Origin of the sequence: Pseudonocardia oroxyli, assembly GCF_900102195.1 — a bacterium.
Classification (GTDB): Bacteria; Actinomycetota; Actinomycetes; order Mycobacteriales; family Pseudonocardiaceae; genus Pseudonocardia; species Pseudonocardia oroxyli.
This window is the reverse complement of record NZ_FNBE01000017.1, coordinates 24,065-42,894: the sequence shown is the minus strand read 5'-3', so window position 1 is coordinate 42,894 and position 18,830 is coordinate 24,065. Positions and strand designations below refer to the sequence as shown.

Here is an 18,830-nt window from a genome sequence, read left to right as displayed (position 1 = left end):
ACCATGACCGACGCCCCCACGTCGACTGGGGCCCCCACAGCTCCGAGCTCGCTCGTCCCCGCCAAACCCGCCCTCGTCACCGTCGACGACGACCCGAGCGTGTCCCGCGCCGTGGCCCGCGACCTGCGCCGCCGCTACGGCGACCGGTTCCGCATCGTGCGCGCCGAGTCCGGCCAGCAGGCGCTCGACACGCTCAGGGAGATGGCGCTGCGCGGCAACGACGTCGCCGTCCTGCTCGCCGACTACCGCATGCCCGGCATGAACGGGCTGGAGTTCCTCGAACGCGCCCTGGACCTCTACCCGGTGGCCCGCCGGGTGCTGCTCACCGCCTACGCCGACACCGACGCCGCCATCACCGCGATCAACGTCGTCGACCTGGACCACTACCTGCTCAAGCCCTGGGACCCGCCGGAGGAGAAGCTCTACCCGGTCGTCGACGCGATGATCGAGGCCTGGGCGCAGGCGGACCGGCACGAGGTGAGCGAGACGCGGGTGATCGGGCACCGCTGGTCGGCCCGCTCGCACGAGGTGCGGGACTTCCTGGCCCGCAACCAGGTCCCCTACCGCTGGTACCCGGTCGACCAGCCGGAGGCGTGCCGGCTGCTGGAGGCCGCCGGGGTGGACGACTCGCAGCTGCCGGTGGTGATCTCCCCGTCCGGGGAGTGCCTGGTCTGCCCGGACGAGAGGCAGCTCGCCGACCGCGTCGGGCTCTCGACGATCCCGGCCGCGGACTTCTACGACCTCATCGTGATCGGCGGCGGCCCGGCGGGCCTCGGCGCGAGCGTGTACGGGGCGTCGGAGGGCCTGCGCACGGTGCTCGTCGAGCGCATGGCGACCGGCGGCCAGGCGGGCCAGAGCTCGCGGATCGAGAACTACCTCGGCTTCCCGGACGGTGTGTCCGGTGCCCAGCTCACCGACCGGGCCCGGCGGCAGGCGATCCGGCTCGGCGCCGAGCTGCTCACCGCCCGCGAGGTCGTCGCCCTGGAGGCGAACGGCAGCGCCCGCACCGTCCGGTTCGCGGACGGCACGGCGATCCACGCCCACGCCGTCGTCCTGGCGACCGGGGTGACCTACCGCGAGCTGGAGGCGCCGGGGCTGACCGAGCTCGCGGGCCGCGGGGTGTTCTACGGCTCGGCGCTGACCGAGGCGGCGGGCTGCGCGGGCAGCGACGTCTACGTCGTCGGCGGCGCCAACTCGGCGGGTCAGGCGGCCGTGTACTTCTCGCGGCACGCCCGCAGCGTGACGATGGTGGTGCGCGGGCCCAGCCTGCAGGCGTCGATGTCGCAGTACCTCATCGAGCAGATCGAGGGCATCCCCGAGATCACCGTGCGCACCTGCAGCGAGGTCGTCGAGGCCACCGGCGGGGAGCACCTGGAGAAGCTGACCCTGCGGGACCGCACCACCGGCGAGACCGAGACGGTGGACGCCGGGTACCTGTTCGTGTTCATCGGGGCCAGCCCCCGCACCGAGTGGCTGGGCGAGCGGATCGCGCGGGACGCGGGCGGGTTCGTCCTCGCCGGGCCGGACCTGCTGGTCGGCGGGAAGCGCCCCGCGGGATGGGATGCCGAGCGCGATCCGTTGCACCTGGAGACGAGCCTGCCCGGCGTGTTCGTCGCGGGGGACGCCCGCGCCGAGTCCGTCAAGCGGGTCGCGTCCGCCGTGGGCGACGGGGCGATGGCCGTGTCGCTCGTCCACCGGTACCTAGAGAATCCGTAGAGGGAACCCGTCATGAGCGAGAGCGAGTCGTCGGCACGGTCGGTGTGCGATCCGGAGGAGCTCAAGACCCTCTTCCTCTTCGAGAAGCTCGAGCCCGCCCAGCTCGAGGCGCTGTGCGAGCAGGGCCGCGTCGAGGAGTTCGGGCCCGGGCCGGTCTACACCGAGGGTGCGCCGGCGACCTGCTTCTACGTGCTGATCGAGGGCACCGTCGTGCTCACCCGGCGCTCGGGCGGCGAGGAGGTCGAGGTCGAGCGGACCTCGCAGCCCGGGGTGTACGCCGGCGCCTGGCAGGCCTATCTCGGCGACCGGGTGCCGCAGGTCTACAACAACTCGCTGCGGGTCACGGTCCCGTCGCGCTTCTACGTGCTCGACGCGGAGAAGCTGTCGACGCTGATGCGCGAGTGGTTCCCGATGGCCCTGCACCTGTTGGAGGGCCTGTTCTTCGGGTTCCAGAACACGCAGAACGCCGTGGCCCAGCGGGAGCGGCTGCTCGCCCTCGGGTCGCTGTCCGCCGGTCTGACCCACGAGCTCAACAACCCGGCGGCCGCCGCCGTGCGCGCCACGGCCACGCTGCGCGAACGCGTCGCGGGGATGCGCCACAAGCTGGGCATGATCGGGGCGGGCAACTGGGACCGGGTCGATCTGGAGACCCTGGTGCGCATCCAGGAGGACGCGGCCGACCGCGTCGGGAAGGCGCCCGACCTGTCCCCGCTGGAGACCGGAGACGCCGAGGACGCCGTCGGCGAGTGGCTGGAGGAGTCCGGGATCGACGGCGGCTGGGACATCGCGCCGAACTTCGTCGCCGCGGGGATCGACGTCGAGTGGCTGACGCGGGTCAAGGAGAGCGTCCCGGCGTCCGTGCTCGAGGGCGCGGTGCGCTGGCTGAACTACACGGTCGAGACCGAGCTGCTGATGAACGAGATCGCGGACTCGACCACCCGGGTGTCCACGCTGGTCGGGGCGGCCAAGCAGTACTCGCAGATGGACCGGGCGCCGTACCAGACGGTGGACATCCACGAGCTGCTCAAGTCCACCATCGTGATGCTGCACAACAAGTTCGGCGACGGCGTGCAGCTCGTGAAGGACTTCGACCGCACGCTGCCGAAGATCTCCGTCTACGCCGCGGAGCTCAACCAGGTGTGGACGAACCTGATCGACAACGCCCTGCAGGCCATGGGCGGACACGGCACGCTCACCGTGCGCACCGCCCGCGAGGGCGACCGCATGCTCGTCGAGATCGGCGACACCGGGCCGGGGGTCCCGGAGGAGATCCGGTCGCGGATCTTCGAGCCCTTCTTCACCACCAAGGCCGTCGGCGAGGGCACCGGGCTCGGCCTGGACATCTCGTGGCGGATCGTGGTGAACCGCCACCACGGCGACCTCCGGGTCGTCTCCGCGCCGGGCGACACCCGCTTCCAGGTGCTCCTGCCGTTCGACGATGCCGAGGAGGCCTCGTGACCGAGCCCGTGATCGACCCCGTGGTCCCGCCGTCGGGCACCGGCTGCGCGGAGTGCGACGCCGCCGGTGGCTGGTGGGTGCACCTGCGCCGCTGCGCCACCTGCGGGCACGTCGGCTGCTGCGACTCCTCCCCCGCCCAGCACGCCACCGCCCACTTCCGGTCGTCCGGGCACCCGGTCGTGCAGAGCTTCGAGCCGGGCGAGGACTGGTTCTGGGACTACGAGCGGGAGGTCGGCCTGTCCGGGCCCGAGCTCGCCCCGCCCACGTCGCACCCCGCGGACCAGCCCACCCCGGGCCCGGCCGGACGGGTCCCGGCGGACTGGCGTACGCGGGTCCACTGACGGAGGGCAGAATCCCGGTGTGCTGACCAGTGCCGGGATCCTGCTCCACCGCGAGCGCGCGGGCCGCGTCGAGGTGCTGCTCGGGCACATGGGCGGGCCGTTCTGGTCCCGCAAGGACGCCGCGGCCTGGTCGATCCCGAAGGGCGAGCTGGACGACGGCGAGGAGCCGGTCGCGGCGGCCCGCCGCGAGTTCGCGGAGGAGCTGGGTTTCCCGGCCCCGGCGGGTGAGCTGCGGGAGCTCGGGCACGTGGTCCAGTCCGGGCGGCGCAAGACCGTGCTCGGATTCGCGCTCGCGGGGGACGTGCCGGACGAGCTCGTCGCGGCCGTCGCCGACCGCCCGGACGAGGGCGACTGGGTCGAGATCGAGTGGCCCCGACACAGTGGGCGGCTGCTGCGCTTCCCCGAGATCGACCGGGCGGGCTGGTTCGACCTGGACACGGCCCGGGAGAAGCTGGTCAAGGGCCAGCGCGCCTTCCTGGACCGGCTCGTCGCACTCCTGCAGTAGCCGCTTCTGAATCGATCGTGAGCCGTCTCACCTGCGGTGAGCTGGCGATCAGGGTCGGCGTTCTGGCACCGTGGGCACCTCGGCGCACGCGGTCGTGCGTCTCCCCACTCCGACCGCCCCGCCGCGCGCGCCGCGCGTGGCCGTCACGGCGGGCGCCCCGGTCCGGCAACCCGAACGCCGCCGGAGCGCCCCGCCCGAGGAACATGCCCGATGCCCGTCCTTCCCGTCGGGACGCGCCTGCGCGCGTCCGGCCGGTTCCGTCCGTCCCCCCGTCCCACCACCGGTGCCCGCAACCCCGTCATGGCGCTGTTCGCCCTGGCGGGTGCCGTGTTCGGCAGCTGGGCCGCCCGCATCCCCGACGTCACCGAGCAGGTCGGGGCCACCCACGCGACCCTCGGCGTGGCCCTGCTCTGCGTGTCCCTCGGCGCCCTGGCGTCGATGCAGCTCACCGGCCTGCTGGCCACCCGCTTCGGCGCGGGTCGGGTGGCCGTGGCCGGCTCGTTCGCCGTCTGCCTGGTGGTCCCGCTGCCGGGCCTCGCCGGCTCCATTCCCACCCTCTGCGCGGCGTTGCTGGTGTTCGGTGCCTGCACCGGCCTGGTGAACGTGGCGATCAACAGCGCGGGCGTCGCGGTCGAGGCCCGACGCCCCGACCGGCCGCTACTCCCGTTCCTGCACGCCGCGTTCAGCCTCGGCGGGCTGGTCGGCGCGGCGGTCGGCGGGGTCGCGACGGCCCTCGGCCCGGTGCTCCCACACCTGGTCGGCGTCGGCCTGGTCGGGCTCGGCGTGACCGCCTGGACCCGTCCGGCGCTGCGCGACCTGGGCCTCCCCGCGACCCGTCACCATGATCGTTCCGAGGGTCACGCGAACGCACCCTCGACCACACCCCCGTCACACTCGACGACCACACCCCCGACGAACGTCACCGCACCGTTCGCGCCTGTGCGCTCCCGTGACGCTCACCGCAACACCCCCCAAGATCGTTCCGAGAGTCACGCGAACGCACCCTCGACCACACCCCCGTCACACTCGACGACCACACCCCCGACGAACGTCACCACACCGTCCACCCCGGTGCGCTCCCGTGACGCTCGGCGAGGGCGCGGCCTGGTCGTGCTGCTCGGGCTGATCGCGGGCTGCACCGCGTTCGGCGAGGGCGCGATCACCGACTGGGGCGCGCTGCACCTGCAGGAGACCCTCGGCGCCGGCCCCGCGCTGGCCGCGGCCGGATACTCGTGCTTCTCCCTCGCGATGGCGTGCGGGCGGCTGGCGGGCGGGGTCCTGCTGCGCCGGATCGGCCAGACGCGGCTGCTCGCGGGGGGCGGCGGGCTCGCCGCCGCCGGGATGAGCCTGGCCCTGCTCACCGGCTCCCCCGAGCTCGCGCTGGCCGGGTTCGTGCTGGTCGGGCTGGGATTGGCCAACCTGTTCCCGATCGCGATCGCCCGCGCGGGCGCGCACTCGGGCGCCCGCGGTGTCGGACTCGCCTCGACGGTCGGGTACACCGGGCTGCTCGGGGGTCCGCCGGTGATCGGATTCGTGGCCGAGCAGGCGGGCCTACCCACCGCGCTCGCGCTGGTCCCGGTGCTGGCGCTGACCGCCGCGGCGTTGGCGCTGGCCGTCGGGCCTGCGCGTCCGCGGGTCACGCTTCCCGCGCGGCTGCCGCTCCCCCGGGTCGTACCCGCCGTGCGGCCGGCGCTGCGCAGGCAGGCCCAGGTACTGGCCGCCCGCGGGCCGGGGCCCGTCCTGCGCAGGCTGGTCACGGTCCCGGCGTCCGCGGATCTGCGGCCGGGGCCGCGGGGGGACGCCACGCGCCGGGTGGTCCTGCGTCCGCTGCGCCCCGTGGTGCGCACCGGGCGGCCGCTGATGGTCGACGCCCGCGTGCAGCCCCTGCGGATCATCCCGACCACGGGTGCGCGGGTCGCCGTTCCGGTGCGGCCGTCGATGCTCCGCGGTGCCACGCTCGTCGAGCGGGCCGCCGTCGACCCCCGACCGGCGCCGCGGTCGTCGCGTCGGACGGTGGTCGCACCGGCCCCGGAACCGGTGCTCGCCGGGTGAGACGCGCACGTTTCGTGCGCTCAGTGCGGTCCGCACCACCGTGAGCGCACGGAAGCCGTGATCATGCCGCACTGAGCGCACGAAACGTGCACCCTCCCGTGCCACCCTCGGCCGGGAATGGGCGCAGTGCCCGGCGGGTACCTCTCCGCCATGCCGAATCCCAGCATCAAGGACGAGAAGGTGTACCAGGCGCTCCGGGACGAGGGGGCGTCGAAGGAGAAGGCGGCACGCATCGCCAACAGCTCCGCGGCGGAGGGCGAGAAGACGGTCGCCGCCCGCGGCGGCCGGGCAGGCTCGTACGAGGACATGACCAAGGACGAGCTCTACGAGCGCGCCCAGCGGGTCGGCATCGACGGCCGGTCGAGCATGTCGAAGGACGAGCTCATCGAGGCGCTCCGCACCCACTAGTGCTCCGAGACGGGACGCGAGGTTTGCGCCCCCGCCGCACCGGTCACTCAGTAGTCGGTGCGACGCGGGACACGACTCCGGGCCGTGCAGGAAGTCCCGGCCTGGTCGCGGCATGCCTCCCCGGCCCCGTCGGAAGCCCGCCCACCGCCGCGCGACCCGCGGCGGCGGGCGGGGCTACTCCGCCTGGCGGATCCGCGGGGGACGGTGGGCCTGCACCGCGGGCGGCACCCCGACGTAGGCCTCGACCTGCACCGTGGTCAGCTGGCCGGTGCAGCCCTGCGCGAGGCGGGAGCTGCCGACGTCCCTGGTGAGCACGTTGGGGTTGCCGTGTACGCAGGTCGGATCGTCGTCCGCGGCCGGCGTGTACCAGGCCCCGGTCGGCAGCTGCACCACCCCGCCGCGGATCTCGTCGGTCACCCGCGCCGCGGCGAGGCAGGCTCCGCGGTCGTTGACCAGCCGGACCACGGCGCCGTCCTCGATCCCGCGCGCGGCCGCGTCCGCGGGGTGGATCCGCATCACCTCGCGCCCGTCGACCTTGCCTGCGGCGCTCGTGGCCCCGAAGTCGAGCTGGCTGTGCAGCCGCGTCGCGGGCTGGTTCGACACCAGCCACAGCGGGTGCCGGGCCGACGGCGGGTCGCTGGGCGGGATCCAGGCGGGGTGGCCGGGGCAGTCGTCGTAGCCGAAGGACGCGATCACCGCGGACCCGATCTGGACCCGCCCGCTCTCGGTGGTCAGCCGCCCGCCGTCGCGCAGGGTGGCGAGCATGCCGCCGTCGTCCGGGCCGGTGGGTAGGGTGACCTCGCCCGCGGCCCAGAACTCCTCGAACGTGGGCGCCGGGAACCCCTTGTTCGCCAACGCCTTCTCGGTCCGTTCCCACAGGTGCACCAGCCACTCGCGCGGGGTGCGGCCCTCGGTGAACCGCTCCGCGAAGCCCAGGCGGGCGGCGAGCTCGGCGAAGATCGCGTGGTCGTCTCGCGCGGACTCGTACGGCGGGGCGACCGGCTTCATCGCCACGACCAGCGCGTCCGTGCCGCCCGCGCCGATGTCCTCGCGTTCGAGGGTCGTCGTGGCGGGCAGCACGACGTCCGCGTGCCGAGCCGTGGCCGTCCACACCGACTCGTGCACCACGAAGGTGTCCACGCGCGCCAGCGCCCGTCGCAGCCGCGACAGGTCCTGGTGGTGGTGGAACGGGTTGCCGCCGCACCAGTAGACGAGCCGGATGTCCGGGTAGGTGAGGTCGGACCCGTTGTAGGCGTAGCTCCCACCCGGGTCCAGCAGCATGTCCGCCACCCGCGCGACCGGGATGAACGAGCGGACCGGGTTGGGCCGGCGCGCCAGGGTCGGGACGGGGACGGCGGTGCGCACCCGCCCGTAGTGGGCGAGCGAACCCAGGCCGTAGCAGAACCCGCCGCCGGGCAGGCCGATCTGGCCGAGCATGGCGGCCAGCGCGAGCGCAGCCCACACCGGCTGCTCGCCGTGCTCGGCGCGCTGCAGCGACTGCGCCACCGTGATCACCGTGCGGCCCGCCGCGAGCCGCCGCGCGAGCGACCGGATCTCGTCGGCCGGGATCCCGCAGATCTCGGCGGCCCAGTCGGCGTCCCGCCCCCGTGAGCGGCGATGGTCGCCAGAGCGACCATCGCCGCTCACGAGGTACTCGCGGAAGGCCTCCCACCCGTCGCAGTGGTCGCGGAGGAAGTCCCGGTCGTGGAGGTCCTCGACGAGCAGCGTGTGGGCCAGGCCGATCATCAGCGCCGCGTCGGTCCCCGGCTCCGGGGCGAGCCACTGCGGGGACACCGCGGCCGGCAGATCCGGACGCAACGGGCTGACCAGCACGAACCGCGTCCCGCGCGCGGAGGCCGCCGCCATCGCGGAGCGCTCGACGTGCCGCGACATCCCGCCCGGTGCGATCTGCGAGTTCTTCAGCGCCATGCCACCGAAGGCCAGCACGGTGTCGGTGTGCGCGGCGATCTGGTCCCAGGTCACGACGGAGCGGGTCACCGCGTCGAACGGCCCGAGGACGTGCGGGATCAGCACCTCCGCCGCGCCGCCGGAGTAGGTGTTCACCGACTGCGTGTAGCCGCCCGCCATGGACAGGAACCGGTGGATCTGGCTCTGCGCGTGGTGGAACCGCCCCGCGCTGGCCCAGCCGTACGAGCCGCCGTAGACCGCGGTCGGGCCGTGGTCGGTGTGCACTCGGCGCAGCTCCCCGGCGAGCCGGTCCAGCACCTCGTCCCAGCCGACCTCGATGAACTCCTCGTGCCCACGCCGGTCCGACGGCCCGGGCCCGTGCTCCCACCAGCCCCGACGCACGGCGGGCCGGGCGACGCGGGCCGGGTGGCGCACCGCGTCCGGGACGTTCTGCAGCACCGGCGAGGGGTCGGGGTCGTCCGGGTGGGGGGTGACCCGCAGCCGCTCCCCCTCCCACTCGGCCCGGAAGACTCCCCAGTGCGCGCTGTGCGAGACGGTCATCGCCGCTCAGCCTACGTGCGGTCGTGCGTGGTAAGTAGTGCCAGAGCACCACTTACCGCGCACGGGCATGGTGTGAGATCAGTGCATGGCCTGGAGCACTCGCGAGATCGCCGAGCTGACCGGGACGACGCTGCGCGCGGTCCGGCACTACCACGACGTCGGGCTGCTCGCGGAGCCCGAGCGCCGCGCCAACGGCTACAAGCAGTACGGCGTGGCGCACCTCGTCCGCGTGCTGCGCATCAAGCGCCTCACCGACCTCGGCTTCTCCCTGTCCCAGATCGCGGAGATGGGGGACGCCGACGACCACCCCGAGGAAGCCCTGCGCACCCTCGACGCAGAACTGGCCGCCACCATCGAGCGGCTGCAGCGGATCCGCCGGGAACTCGCCGCGATCATGACGCAGCCGCTGCATACCGACCTGCCGCCCGAGCTCGCGTCGGCGGCGCGGGCGGACATCTCCGACGCCGACCGGTCGTTCACCGTCGTGCTGTCGCGGGTGCTGGGCCCGCGCGGGATGCAGGCCTACTCGGAGCTGCTCGGCTCGCTCGAGCGCACGTCCGCGGACGCCGAGTTCGACGGGCTGCCCACCGAGGCCGACGAGGCGACCCGCGAGGACCTCGCCCGCCGGATGGCCGAGGAGGTCCGGGGGATGTGGCAGCGCCATCCGGATGCCGCGGACCTGGGCACGGACGCCCCCGGCGGCGCCCGGTTCGCGGGCGAGACCATGGGCAAGGCGCTGCGCGACCTGTACAACGACGCCCAGATCGACGTCGTCCGGCGGGTGCACGCGCTGCTGGACGAGGCGCCGTAGGGTGCACGCATGGCACGGACGCCCCGGCGGCACGACCACGACGCGGGCGGCGACCGCGCCCTGCTCGAGGCCAAGGCGGCGCTGCGGGACGAGGTGTGGACGGCGCTGACCGAGGCGAAGGTGGCGCGCTTCCCCGGCGCACGGCACCGGATCTCGAACTTCACCGGCGCCGAGCGGGCCGCCGAGCTGCTGCGTTCCCGTCCGGAGTGGACGGCGGCCGCGACGGTGAAGTCCAACCCGGACTCCGCGCAGCTCCCGGTGCGGCAGCGGGCCCTCGAGGACGGCAAGACGCTCTACATGGCCGTGCCCAAGCTCGCCGAGGACGACCCCTTCTTCCTGCTCGATCCCGCGCACCTCACCGATCCGCCGCGCCGCGCCGTGTCCATCAAGAACGCCACCGCGAACGCCCGCCGGGTCGCCGTCGACGAGCTCGACCCCGTCGACCTCGTGGTGACCGGCTGCGTCGCCGTGGGTGCGGACGGCGCGCGGCTGGGCAAGGGCGGCGGGTTCGCGGACCTGGAGTTCGCGCTGGCCCGGGCGGCCGGGCTCGTCGCGGAGGAGACCCTCGTCGTGACGACCGTGCACGAGCTGCAGGTCAGGCCCGCGGGCGTGATCCCGACCGCCGCGCACGACGTGCCGGTCGATCTCGTCGTCACCCCGGAGCGGGTGATCGACTGCCGGTCCGCCCGGGAGGACCGGCCCGCCGCGGGCATCCTCTGGGAGTCCCTGACCGAGGCCAAGATCGCCGCGATCCCGTTGCTGGGGAGGCTCCGTTGACCATCGAGTTCGTCCAGGGCGACATCACGACGCAGGAGGTGGACGCCGTGGTCAACGCCGCCAACTCCGGCCTGCTCGGCGGGGGCGGCGTCGACGGGGCGATCCACCGCGCGGGCGGGCCGGACATCCTGCGCGAGTGCGAGGAGCTGCGCCGCACGCGGTTCCCCGACGGGCTGCCGACCGGGCGGGCGGTGGCGACCACGGCGGGTCGGCTGCCCGCCCGCTGGGTGATCCACACCGTCGGGCCGGTCTACGCGAAGCGCGAGGACCGCTCCGCGCTGCTCGCCTCCGCCTACCGCGAGTCGCTGCGGGTCGCCGACGAGCTCGGGGCCCGCACCGTCGCCTTCCCGGCGGTGAGCGCCGGCATCTACGGCTGGCCGCTCGACGACGCCGCCCGGATCGCCGTGACCACCGTGCGGGACACGCCGTCGCAGGTCCAGACCGCACGGTTCGTGCTGTTCAGCGCCGAGATCCTGCGTGCGTTCGAAGGGGTGTAGATGATCACTGTGGACGGCCACACGCCGTCGGTGGACCCGACCGCCTGGGTCGCGCCGGGTGCGGTGGTGGCGGGCCGCGTCACGGTCGGCGCGCAGTCGTCGGTCTGGTACACCTGCGTGCTCCGCGCCGAGTTCGAGCCGATCACGATCGGCGCCCGCAGCAACCTGCAGGACGGCACCGTGGTGCACACCGACCCCGGCTTCCCGTGCACCGTCGGCGACGGGGTGAGCGTGGGGCACCGGGTGGTGCTGCACGGCTGCACGGTCGAGGACGACGTGCTGGTCGGCATGGGCGCCGTCGTGATGAACGGGGCCCGGATCGGGAGCGGGTCGATCGTCGCGGCGGGCGCCGTGGTCACCCAGGGGACCGAGGTCCCCCCGAACTCGCTGGTCGCGGGCGTCCCGGCGAAGGTCCGCTCCCAGACCGACGACGCCGCGCGCAACGGCATCACCCTCAACGCGGCGACCTACCTGCACCTCACCGGACTCCACAAGACTTGACGTGAACGTCACAGTCGCATGGGATGACGGGGACTCGACGGAGAGGACCCGGACGTGAGCGCGTTCTCGGACGGCCTGATGGCGAACCGCACGGTGTTCGTGGCGGGCGGAACCAGCGGCATCGATCTCGGCATCGCGCGGCGGTACGCCGAGCTCGGCGCGGCGGTCGCGGTGCTCGGCCGCAACCCGGAGAAGGCGGCCGCGGCCGCCGAGACCTTCGGTGGGCTGGCGCTCACCGCGGACGTGCGGGACTACGCCGCGACGCGCGCCGCGCTGGAGCAGGCGACGACCGAGCTCGGCCCGCTGGACGTCGTCGTGTCCGGCGCGGCGGGCAACTTCCTCGCCCCGGCGGCGACGATGTCCGCGAACGCGTTCAAGGCCGTCGTCGACATCGACCTCATCGGCACGTTCCACGTCTTCCGGGCGAGCTACGACCTGCTCCGCACACCCGGCGCCTCGCTGATCGCGATCACCGCGGGCCAGGCCGTGAACGCCATGCCGCTGCAGGCACACGCGTGCGCCGCGAAGGCCGGCATCAACCAGCTGGTCCGGGTGCTCGCCATGGAATGGGGCCCCGACGTGCGGGTCAACGGCATCTCCCCCGGGCCCATCTCCGGCACCGAGGGCATGGCCCGCCTGGCGCCGGACGAGAGCACCCGGGAGGAGCACACTACGCGCGGATCCCGCTGAAGCGCTGGGGCGAGATCGGGGAGGTCGCCGAGGCGGCCGTGTTCCTCTCGACCGACAGCGCCGCGTACATCACCGGGACGATCCTCGACGTCGACGGCGGCTCCCAGCTCTGACCCCCGACCGCATTGTGGAGCCACAATGCGGTCAGGGGTGGACGGACCACTCGCCGTCGGCGATGGAGCGGGCGAGGGTGAGCAGGGCGCCCGCGTGGCGGTGCAGGCGGTCGCCGATCTCCTTCGGCGCCTTGCCCGCGCCCGCCCGCGCGTGGGTCCCCTCCAGCACGATGCCCAGCTTGAAGCCCGCCAGCGCGGTGTACCAGTCGACGTCCCGGGTGGGCCGCCCGCCCGCGGCGGCGTACTCGGCGACCAGCTCCGCACGCGTCGGCAGGCCGCCGAGCTGCGCGAACGGGCCGCCCACCTCGAGGGTGCGGGGCGGCTGGGGCCAGGTGACCATGAGCCATCCCAGGTCGAGCAGCGGGTCGCCGACCGTGCACATCTCCCAGTCCACCACCGCCGCGACCGCGGGCTCCTCCCGGGCGAGCAGGATGTTGTTGAGGTGGAAGTCGCCGTGCATCACGCCGGGTTCCGGCTCGGGCGGGAGGTGCGCGGTGAGCCACCGCGCGATCGGCTCGACGTCCGGCAGCCCCGCCGGGTCCCAGCCCGCGAACTCCCGGTAGGACTCCAGCTGGCCGAGCCACTGCGGCACCTGCTTGGCGAGGAACCCGCCGGGCTTGCGCAGCACGTCGAGCCCCTGGGCGACGGGGTCCACCGCGCTGAGCCGGGCCAGCGCCCGGGCCACGGCGAGGGCCTGCCCGCGGCGCAGGGCGGGGTCCGCGCGCTGCGCCTCGGTCACCTCCTCGCCGGGGTTGACGCCGTCGACCAGCTCCATCAGGTAGAACACGACTCCCAGCACGGACGTGTCGGTGCACCCGGCGATCAGCCGCGGGTGCGGCACGTCGGTGCCCGCCAGCCCGCGCAGCACCGTGATCTCCCTGGTCAGGGTGCGATCGGAGGTGGGCCGGGGGTGTTCGGGCGGGCGGCGGAGCACGACCGGCCGACCGTCCAGCTCGATCTTGAGGACGACGTTCTGGGTGCCGCCCGCGAGCGGGGTCACCTCGCCGATCTCCTCGGCGATCCCCTCCGCCCGCACCCAGCGGCCCAGGTCGTCGAGATCGACCACACCCGCGCCCGTCCCGGTGCTCACCCCCGCTCCGCGCGCAGCCTGCGGGTCTCGTCCGAGGTGGCGGCGCCGAGCAGGCCCGCGGCGGAGTCGACGAGCTGGCTGACGAACAGCCGGTGGTCGCGCCTGCCCGGGGCGCGGGAGCGCTGGGCGAGCTCGACGTCGACGAAGCGGATCACGTAGAACCTCCGGTGCAGGACGACGGCGTCCGGGTCCAGGAGCGGCTCGAGCAGGTGTCTCCAGCGGATGATGCTCCCGCCCTCGCGGTCGTAGCCCACGTGTTCGGTGCTGGGCTCGGGGCGGGTGAGCAGGTCGGCGACGGTGCGCAGGTACCCGGCCCCGCTCACGCCCTGTTCGAGCTTGCGCGCGGGCGGGCGGGCCAACGCACCCGCGAGCAGGTGCAGCCGATCCTGCTCGGAGCCCGCGGCGCCGCGGGCCAGCAGGTCCTCGTACTCGTCGAGCTGGGCGTGGCGGGCGGCCTCGATCTCCGGCGCGTGCCGCTCGATCAGGGCGCGGACCAGGCCGTCCCGGTCGGTGAACCAGTACTGGGCGGCGATGACGTTGCGCGCCCCGGCGGCCCGGCCGATCTCCCGCAGCGACACCGCCTCGCTGCCGCGCTCGGCGAACAGCGCCTCCGCGGCGTCGAGGAGCCGCGACCGGGTGTCCGGCCGCCCCGCGGCCGAGGACGCCGTGCTCATGCGGGCGCCCAGGTCGCGCCGCCGTCCACCTTGAGCACCGCGCCGGTGGTGTAGGTGGAGTCCTCGCTGGTGAGATACCGGACGGCCCCGACGATCTCGGACGCCTCCCCGATCCGGCCCGCGGGCACCCGGCTCGCCTGCGCGAACATCTCCTCGCCCCACGCCTTGCTGATGTCGGTGCGGAACATGCCGGGCATTACGCAGTTGACCCGCACCGTGGGCCCGAACGCCCGGGCCAGACCCAGGGTCAGGGCGTTGAGGCCCGCCTTGGCGGTCGCGTACGGGAGCTCGGTGGGAGCGGGGGCCACGGCCGCGATGCTGGAGATGTTGACGATCTGGCCGCCGTCGCCGCGCTGCATCGCCTCGCCCGCACGCACCGCCAACCGGAAGGGCCCCTTGAGGTTCACCCCGATGACCTTGTCGAACAGGTCCTCGCCGACCGCGCCGAGGCCGCCGTAGAGGGGCGACATGCCCGCGTTGTTGACCAGCACGTCGATGCGGCCCCAGGTGTCCAGGGTCCGGTCGATCAGCGCGTCGCAGTCCGCCCAGTGGCCCACGTGGGCACCCACGCCGATCGCCTCGACCCCGAACTCCGCGACGAGCTCCTCGGCCAGCTCCTCGCAGGCCGGGGCCTTGCGGCTGGCGACGACCACCCGGAAGCCCCGCCGCGCCAGGTCCCGGCAGATCTCCCGGCCCATGCCCCGGCTGCCGCCGGTCACGACCGCGACCTTGTCCTCCACCACGGTGTGCCCCTCTCGACAGCGATGCGACTGCATCAAATCTCGGAGAGCCTAGTGCCGGTTCGTCAGCGGGTCGAGCCCCGCTCGCGCCACTCCTCGTCCGCCTTGTCGGCGGCCTCGGTGCGCTCCTTGGCGATCTCCAGGGCCCGCGCGGCCGTCTCCCTGTCCGGGTACGGGCCGAGCCGGTCCGCGGCCCGGCAGCCGTCCGGCCCCTCGACGGTGTGGTGCTTGAGGCAGAAGAACCATTGCTCGTCGCTCATGGGTGCGAGCCTGGCAGCTCGCCCCCTCCCCGTCGAGCCGGCGGCACAGTCGTTGGCATTGCTCATCACTACTCGGCCGCAGTACCGTCGACCCGTGTCCACCAGCGAGAACCCACCCGAGCCTGCGGTCCTGTGCCGCGGGGTGCGCAAGGCGTTCGGCGGCACGACGGCCGTCGACGGGCTGGACCTGCGCGTCGAGCGCGGGGAGGTGTTCGGGCTGCTCGGCCCGAACGGCGCGGGCAAGACCACCACCATCCGGATGATCACCACCCTGCTCCCCACCGAGCCGGGCTCGATCACCGTCCTGGGGCACGACGTCGCCCGGGACCGGATCGGGGTCCGGCGCCTGCTGGGCTACGTCCCCCAACAGCTGTCCGCGGACGCCACGCTGACCGGCCGGGAGAACGTGGCGCTGTTCGCCCGCCTGTTCGACGTCCCGCGCCGCGTCCGGCGGGAGAAGGTGGCGGAGGTGCTCGCGGCGATGGACCTCACCGAGGCCGCCGACCGACCCGCCAAGACCTACTCCGGCGGCATGGTCCGCCGCCTGGAGCTCGCGCAGGCGCTGGTCAGCACACCGCAGCTGCTCGTGCTCGACGAGCCGACGGTCGGGCTCGACCCCGTCGCGCGAGACGGCGTGTGGGACCGGATCGCCGCCACGCGCGCCGAGACCGGGATGACCGTCCTGGTCACCACGCACGCCATGCAGGAGGCGGACGAGCACTGCGACCGGATCGCGCTGATGCACCGCGGCCGGGTGCGGGCGCTCGGCACACCCGCCGCGCTCAAGGACGGGATCGGCACGCTCGACGACGTCTTCCGCCACCACACCGGGGACGACCTGGAGCAGGGAGGGATCTCCGATGTCCGCAGCGCTCGCCGCACCGCAGGCAGGCTGGGCTGAGTCCTGGTGGGCACCGGTGCGGGTCTTCCTCTCCCGGATCGCCACGATGTGCCTGGTGGAGCTGCAGAAGCTGCGCCACGACCGCACCGAGCTCGTCACCCGCGCCGTGCAGCCCGCGCTCTGGCTGCTGGTGTTCGGCAACGTGTTCACCGCGATCCACGCGATCCCCACCGGGAACGTGCCCTACCTGGACTTCCTCGCGCCGGGCATCCTCGCCCAGTCCGCGCTGTTCATCGCGATCTTCTACGGCATCCAGATCATCTGGGAGCGGGACGCCGGGGTGCTGTCGAAGCTCCTGGTCACCCCCACCCCGCGGGTCGCGATGGTCGCCGCGAAGGCCTTCGCCGCCGGCATCCGCGCCGTGGCCCAGGCGGTGGTCGTGCTGGCGTTGGCGCTGGTCCTCGGGGTCTCGCTGACGGCGAACCCGCTGAAGTGGCTGGGCGTGGTCGCCGCACTGATGCTCGGGTCGGCGATCTTCTGCTGCCTGTCCATCGCCATCGCGGGGCTGGTGCTGTCGCGGGACCGGCTGATGGGGATCGGCCAGGCGATCACGATGCCGCTGTTCTTCGCCTCCAACGCGCTCTACCCCGTCGCCCTGATGCCCACCTGGCTGCAGTGGGTCAACCACGTCAACCCGCTGTCGTACGAGGTGGAGGCGTTGCGCGGCCTGATGATCGGCGAACCCGCCCGGCTGGGCCTCTGCTTCGCCGTGCTGCTCGGTGCGGCGGCGCTGATGATCAGCCTGGCGAGCGCCGTGCTGCCCCGCCTGACCCGCTGACCCTCGTGCGCGGCGATCGTCGCCAGGGCGACTATCGCCGCGCACAGGTGCGGACCACGACGGTCGCGACCTGCTCGGCGATCACCTCCGGCGGGGCGAGGGGCAGGCCGATGTGGCTGACGGTCAGCCGGGCGGCGGTCTCGGCGGCGAGGTCGACGTTCTCCAGCTCCGGCCAGGTGCGGCGCAGGTAGGCGGCGGCGCGGTCCCGGGCGGCGACGACGATCGGCTCCGCCCCGAGGACGTCGGAGTCCCCGGTCAGCAGCGCCTTCAGCAGGGGCTCGTCCGCCGCCCGGTGCAGCGCCGCGGCCACCGCGGCCACCCAGGCGGCGTGCAGGTCCCGCTCCCCCGCCAGCGCGGCCTCGATGCCGTCGAGGAACCGCTCGGTCGAGCGCAGGACCAGCGCGGAGGTGACGCCGTGGCGGTCGCCGAACTCGTTGTAGAGCGTCTGCCTGCTGACCCCGAGCCTGCTCGCCAGCTCGGGCATGCCGAACCGGCCGGCGACGACGAGCTCCTCCGCGACGTCGAGCGCCTCGGCGCGCAGCTGGGCGCGGGCGCGTTCGGCCATCGGTCGCATGAGACAACTCTAGAGGTCGCGTCAATTCTCTGGACACTCTTCAGCAATCTGTCTACGGTCGGCCCATGGCCATCGTCGACCAGGTGCGTGCCCGGTACTCGTCCGTACTGACCGTCCCGCTGCCCCGCGGCGTCGACCGCAGGCTGCGCGAGCCCGGCGCCGCCCGCCCGTTCGGCCCGGTGCCCCCGGGCACCGCCGAGATCCCCGGGGACTTCGGGCTCCCCCTGCTGGGCCACACCCTCGGCTACGTCCGCCTCGGCCACGAGCTCACCCGCAGGCGCACCGAGCGCTACGGCCCGGTGTGGTGGATGGGCGGGCCGCTCGGGCGCTCGGTCGTGGTCGCGGGGCCTGCGGCCACGCGCGAGGTGCTGGTGAACCGGGACAAGGCCTTCTCCCAGGAGGGCTGGCGGACCCTCGTCGACCGCTTCTTCCACCGCGGGCTCATGCTGCTGGACTTCGACGAGCACCGGATGCACCGGCGGATCATGCAGGAGGCGTTCACCGCGGACCGGGTCGCGGGCTACGTCCGCCAGGCCGCGCCCGTCGTCCGCTCCACGCTGGACACCTGGTCCGGGGACATGCGGATCCACCCGGCGCTCACACAGCTCACCCTGGACGTCGCGGCGCGGGTGTTCATGGACTCCGGGTCCCAGTCGGACGAGATCAACCGGGCCTTCGTGGCCTGCGTGCGCGGGGCGAACGCGTTCGTGCGCAGGCCGCTGCCGGGCACCCGGTGGAAGAAGGGGCTCGACGGGCGCGCGGTGCTGGAGCGCTGGTTCCGCGACGCCCTGCCCGCCAAGCGGGCGGGCACCGGGGACGACCTGTTCAGCGCCCTGTGCCACGCCCGCACGCCGGAGGGCGAGGCCTTCTCCGACGACGACGTCGTCAACCACATGATCTTCCTGATGATGGCCGCGCACGACACCTCGACGACCACCGCGACCTCCGCCGCCTACCACCTCGGACTGCACCCGGAGTGGCAGGAGAAGGCCCGGGCGGAGTCCCTCGCGCTCGGCGACGGGCACCTCGGGGTCGCCGACCTGAGGTCGCTGACCACGCTCGACCACGTCGTGTCCGAGGCCCTGCGGCTCGACGCGCCCGTGCCGGTGGTGCTGCGGACGGCGGTGAAGGACACGACGGTCCTCGGCCACCACATCCCGGCCGGGACGCGCGTCACCGTGGCGCAGGCGGTCAACCACTACGACCCGCAGTGCTGGGACTCGCCGGAGACCTTCGACCCGGACCGGTTCGCCGCGCCGCCGAAGGACCGGGACGCGTTCGTGCCCTTCGGCGGCGGCGTGCACAAGTGCATCGGGCTGTGGTTCGGGCGCTACGAGGTGCTGACGATCCTGCACGAGCTGCTCCGCACCCACCGCTGGACCAGCGAGCCCGGCCTGCGCTGGGACAACACCTCCCTGCCCGTGCCGGTCGGTGGTGTTCCCGTGCGCCTGCGGCGCCTGTGAGTGGTAAGTGGT

21 protein-coding genes are annotated in these 18,830 nt (G+C 73.8%); 15 read left to right on the top strand and 6 right to left on the bottom strand.

All coding sequences use genetic code 11. The annotated features are described in order from the left end of the window. The first annotated feature begins 3 nt into the window (after positions 1 to 3). The 6 genes from BLS43_RS23120 (at position 4) to BLS43_RS23095 (ending at position 6,480) form a co-directional block, all read left to right on the top strand. On the top strand, positions 4 to 1,716 hold the full coding sequence (locus tag BLS43_RS23120; RefSeq protein WP_218129967.1) for an NAD(P)/FAD-dependent oxidoreductase: 1,713 nt from the start codon (positions 4 to 6) through the stop codon (positions 1,714 to 1,716). A 12-nt stretch (positions 1,717 to 1,728) separates the two neighbouring features. Continuing rightward, positions 1,729 to 3,174, top strand: a complete 1,446-nt coding sequence (locus BLS43_RS23115) for an ATP-binding protein (RefSeq protein WP_093088722.1) — start codon at positions 1,729 to 1,731, stop codon at positions 3,172 to 3,174. Continuing rightward, positions 3,171 to 3,515 carry a UBP-type zinc finger domain-containing protein gene (locus BLS43_RS23110; RefSeq protein ID WP_093088721.1) on the top strand — a complete coding sequence of 115 codons (345 nt, stop codon included), beginning with the start codon at positions 3,171 to 3,173 and terminating at the stop codon, positions 3,513 to 3,515. Before BLS43_RS23115 ends, BLS43_RS23110 begins: the two co-directional genes overlap by 4 nt. 19 nt (positions 3,516 to 3,534) lie before the next feature. Next, positions 3,535 to 4,020, top strand: a complete 486-nt coding sequence (locus tag BLS43_RS23105; protein ID WP_374204839.1) for an NUDIX hydrolase — start codon at positions 3,535 to 3,537, stop codon at positions 4,018 to 4,020. A 210-nt stretch (positions 4,021 to 4,230) separates the two neighbouring features. Next, positions 4,231 to 6,072, top strand: coding sequence for an MFS transporter (locus BLS43_RS23100; protein WP_218129966.1), 1,842 nt, complete (start codon positions 4,231 to 4,233; stop codon positions 6,070 to 6,072). Between the two features lie 117 nt (positions 6,073 to 6,189). Next, the gene (locus tag BLS43_RS23095) at positions 6,190 to 6,480 is read left to right on the top strand and encodes a DUF7218 family protein (protein ID WP_245707723.1); all 291 of its coding nucleotides are present in this window, start codon (positions 6,190 to 6,192) and stop codon (positions 6,478 to 6,480) included. 174 nt (positions 6,481 to 6,654) lie between these two features. Here BLS43_RS23095 and BLS43_RS23090 read toward each other — a convergent pair whose 3' ends face one another. Further along, complete coding sequence (locus tag BLS43_RS23090; RefSeq protein WP_093088720.1) at positions 6,655 to 8,949, bottom strand: molybdopterin-dependent oxidoreductase; 2,295 nt, start codon at positions 8,947 to 8,949, stop codon at positions 6,655 to 6,657. An 85-nt stretch (positions 8,950 to 9,034) separates the two neighbouring features. Between BLS43_RS23090 and BLS43_RS23085 the strand changes: the two genes are divergently transcribed. Genes BLS43_RS23085 through BLS43_RS32125 form a run of 6 tightly spaced genes read left to right on the top strand, consistent with a single transcriptional unit; the run spans position 9,035 to position 12,338 of the window. Continuing rightward, complete coding sequence (locus BLS43_RS23085) at positions 9,035 to 9,760, top strand: helix-turn-helix domain-containing protein (RefSeq protein ID WP_093088719.1); 726 nt, start codon at positions 9,035 to 9,037, stop codon at positions 9,758 to 9,760. A gap of 9 nt (positions 9,761 to 9,769) precedes the next feature. Next, on the top strand, positions 9,770 to 10,537 hold the full coding sequence (locus BLS43_RS23080) for a 5-formyltetrahydrofolate cyclo-ligase (RefSeq protein WP_093088718.1): 768 nt from the start codon (positions 9,770 to 9,772) through the stop codon (positions 10,535 to 10,537). Continuing rightward, positions 10,534 to 11,034, top strand: a complete 501-nt coding sequence (locus BLS43_RS23075; RefSeq protein WP_093088717.1) for an O-acetyl-ADP-ribose deacetylase — start codon at positions 10,534 to 10,536, stop codon at positions 11,032 to 11,034. Before BLS43_RS23080 ends, BLS43_RS23075 begins: the two co-directional genes overlap by 4 nt. Continuing rightward, positions 11,035 to 11,535, top strand: coding sequence for a gamma carbonic anhydrase family protein (locus BLS43_RS23070; protein ID WP_093088716.1), 501 nt, complete (start codon positions 11,035 to 11,037; stop codon positions 11,533 to 11,535). It begins immediately after the preceding gene. A gap of 54 nt (positions 11,536 to 11,589) precedes the next feature. Next, the gene (locus tag BLS43_RS23065; protein WP_218129965.1) at positions 11,590 to 12,225 is read left to right on the top strand and encodes an SDR family NAD(P)-dependent oxidoreductase; all 636 of its coding nucleotides are present in this window, start codon (positions 11,590 to 11,592) and stop codon (positions 12,223 to 12,225) included. Further along, positions 12,216 to 12,338: an SDR family oxidoreductase gene (locus tag BLS43_RS32125; protein WP_425438564.1), complete on the top strand. Its 123-nt coding sequence runs from the start codon at positions 12,216 to 12,218 to the stop codon at positions 12,336 to 12,338. Before BLS43_RS23065 ends, BLS43_RS32125 begins: the two co-directional genes overlap by 10 nt. 31 nt (positions 12,339 to 12,369) lie before the next feature. On the opposite strand, the gene BLS43_RS23060 is transcribed toward BLS43_RS32125, so the two are convergent. The 4 genes from BLS43_RS23060 to BLS43_RS23045 form a co-directional block, all read right to left on the bottom strand. Then, positions 12,370 to 13,428, bottom strand: coding sequence for a phosphotransferase family protein (locus tag BLS43_RS23060; RefSeq protein ID WP_218129964.1), 1,059 nt, complete (start codon positions 13,426 to 13,428; stop codon positions 12,370 to 12,372). After that, positions 13,425 to 14,102, bottom strand: coding sequence for a TetR family transcriptional regulator (locus BLS43_RS23055; protein ID WP_093088715.1), 678 nt, complete (start codon positions 14,100 to 14,102; stop codon positions 13,425 to 13,427). The genes BLS43_RS23060 and BLS43_RS23055 overlap by 4 nt, the downstream gene beginning before the upstream one ends. Continuing rightward, on the bottom strand, positions 14,099 to 14,845 hold the full coding sequence (locus tag BLS43_RS23050; RefSeq protein ID WP_245707722.1) for an SDR family NAD(P)-dependent oxidoreductase: 747 nt from the start codon (positions 14,843 to 14,845) through the stop codon (positions 14,099 to 14,101). Before BLS43_RS23050 ends, BLS43_RS23055 begins: the two co-directional genes overlap by 4 nt. Before the next feature lie 62 nt (positions 14,846 to 14,907). Continuing rightward, positions 14,908 to 15,102 (bottom strand): hypothetical protein, encoded by a 195-nt coding sequence (locus tag BLS43_RS23045; RefSeq protein ID WP_093088713.1) that lies wholly within the window; start codon positions 15,100 to 15,102, stop codon positions 14,908 to 14,910. A 94-nt stretch (positions 15,103 to 15,196) separates the two neighbouring features. On the opposite strand from BLS43_RS23045, the gene BLS43_RS23040 reads away from it, so the two are divergent. After that, positions 15,197 to 16,003, top strand: coding sequence for an ABC transporter ATP-binding protein (locus BLS43_RS23040; RefSeq protein WP_245707721.1), 807 nt, complete (start codon positions 15,197 to 15,199; stop codon positions 16,001 to 16,003). Continuing rightward, positions 15,963 to 16,781 carry an ABC transporter permease gene (locus BLS43_RS23035; protein ID WP_093088711.1) on the top strand — a complete coding sequence of 273 codons (819 nt, stop codon included), beginning with the start codon at positions 15,963 to 15,965 and terminating at the stop codon, positions 16,779 to 16,781. Before BLS43_RS23040 ends, BLS43_RS23035 begins: the two co-directional genes overlap by 41 nt. Before the next feature lie 31 nt (positions 16,782 to 16,812). On the opposite strand, the gene BLS43_RS23030 is transcribed toward BLS43_RS23035, so the two are convergent. Then, on the bottom strand, positions 16,813 to 17,355 hold the full coding sequence (locus tag BLS43_RS23030; protein ID WP_143030180.1) for a TetR/AcrR family transcriptional regulator: 543 nt from the start codon (positions 17,353 to 17,355) through the stop codon (positions 16,813 to 16,815). Positions 17,356 to 17,420: 65 nt separating this feature from the next. On the opposite strand from BLS43_RS23030, the gene BLS43_RS23025 reads away from it, so the two are divergent. Then, positions 17,421 to 18,818, top strand: coding sequence for a cytochrome P450 (locus BLS43_RS23025; protein ID WP_093088709.1), 1,398 nt, complete (start codon positions 17,421 to 17,423; stop codon positions 18,816 to 18,818). Positions 18,819 to 18,830: the final 12 nt, after the last annotated feature.

Bases quoted from the DNA above. Each gene is read 5' to 3' on its own strand.
- BLS43_RS23120 (WP_218129967.1), top strand. From the start codon at position 4: ATGACCGACGCCCCCACGTCGACTGGGGCCCCCACAGCTCCGAGCTCG.
- BLS43_RS23115 (WP_093088722.1), top strand. From the start codon at position 1,729: ATGAGCGAGAGCGAGTCGTCGGCACGGTCGGTGTGCGATCCGGAGGAG.
- BLS43_RS23100 (WP_218129966.1), top strand. From the start codon at position 4,231: ATGCCCGTCCTTCCCGTCGGGACGCGCCTGCGCGCGTCCGGCCGGTTC.
- BLS43_RS23095 (WP_245707723.1), top strand. From the start codon at position 6,190: ATGGGCGCAGTGCCCGGCGGGTACCTCTCCGCCATGCCGAATCCCAGC.
- BLS43_RS23090 (WP_093088720.1), bottom strand. From the start codon at position 8,949: ATGACCGTCTCGCACAGCGCGCACTGGGGAGTCTTCCGGGCCGAGTGG.
- BLS43_RS23085 (WP_093088719.1), top strand. From the start codon at position 9,035: ATGGCCTGGAGCACTCGCGAGATCGCCGAGCTGACCGGGACGACGCTG.
- BLS43_RS23080 (WP_093088718.1), top strand. From the start codon at position 9,770: ATGGCACGGACGCCCCGGCGGCACGACCACGACGCGGGCGGCGACCGC.
- BLS43_RS23070 (WP_093088716.1), top strand. From the start codon at position 11,035: ATGATCACTGTGGACGGCCACACGCCGTCGGTGGACCCGACCGCCTGG.
- BLS43_RS23055 (WP_093088715.1), bottom strand. From the start codon at position 14,102: ATGAGCACGGCGTCCTCGGCCGCGGGGCGGCCGGACACCCGGTCGCGG.
- BLS43_RS23045 (WP_093088713.1), bottom strand. From the start codon at position 15,102: ATGAGCGACGAGCAATGGTTCTTCTGCCTCAAGCACCACACCGTCGAG.
- BLS43_RS23035 (WP_093088711.1), top strand. From the start codon at position 15,963: ATGTCCGCAGCGCTCGCCGCACCGCAGGCAGGCTGGGCTGAGTCCTGG.
- BLS43_RS23030 (WP_143030180.1), bottom strand. From the start codon at position 17,355: ATGCGACCGATGGCCGAACGCGCCCGCGCCCAGCTGCGCGCCGAGGCG.
- BLS43_RS23025 (WP_093088709.1), top strand. From the start codon at position 17,421: ATGGCCATCGTCGACCAGGTGCGTGCCCGGTACTCGTCCGTACTGACC.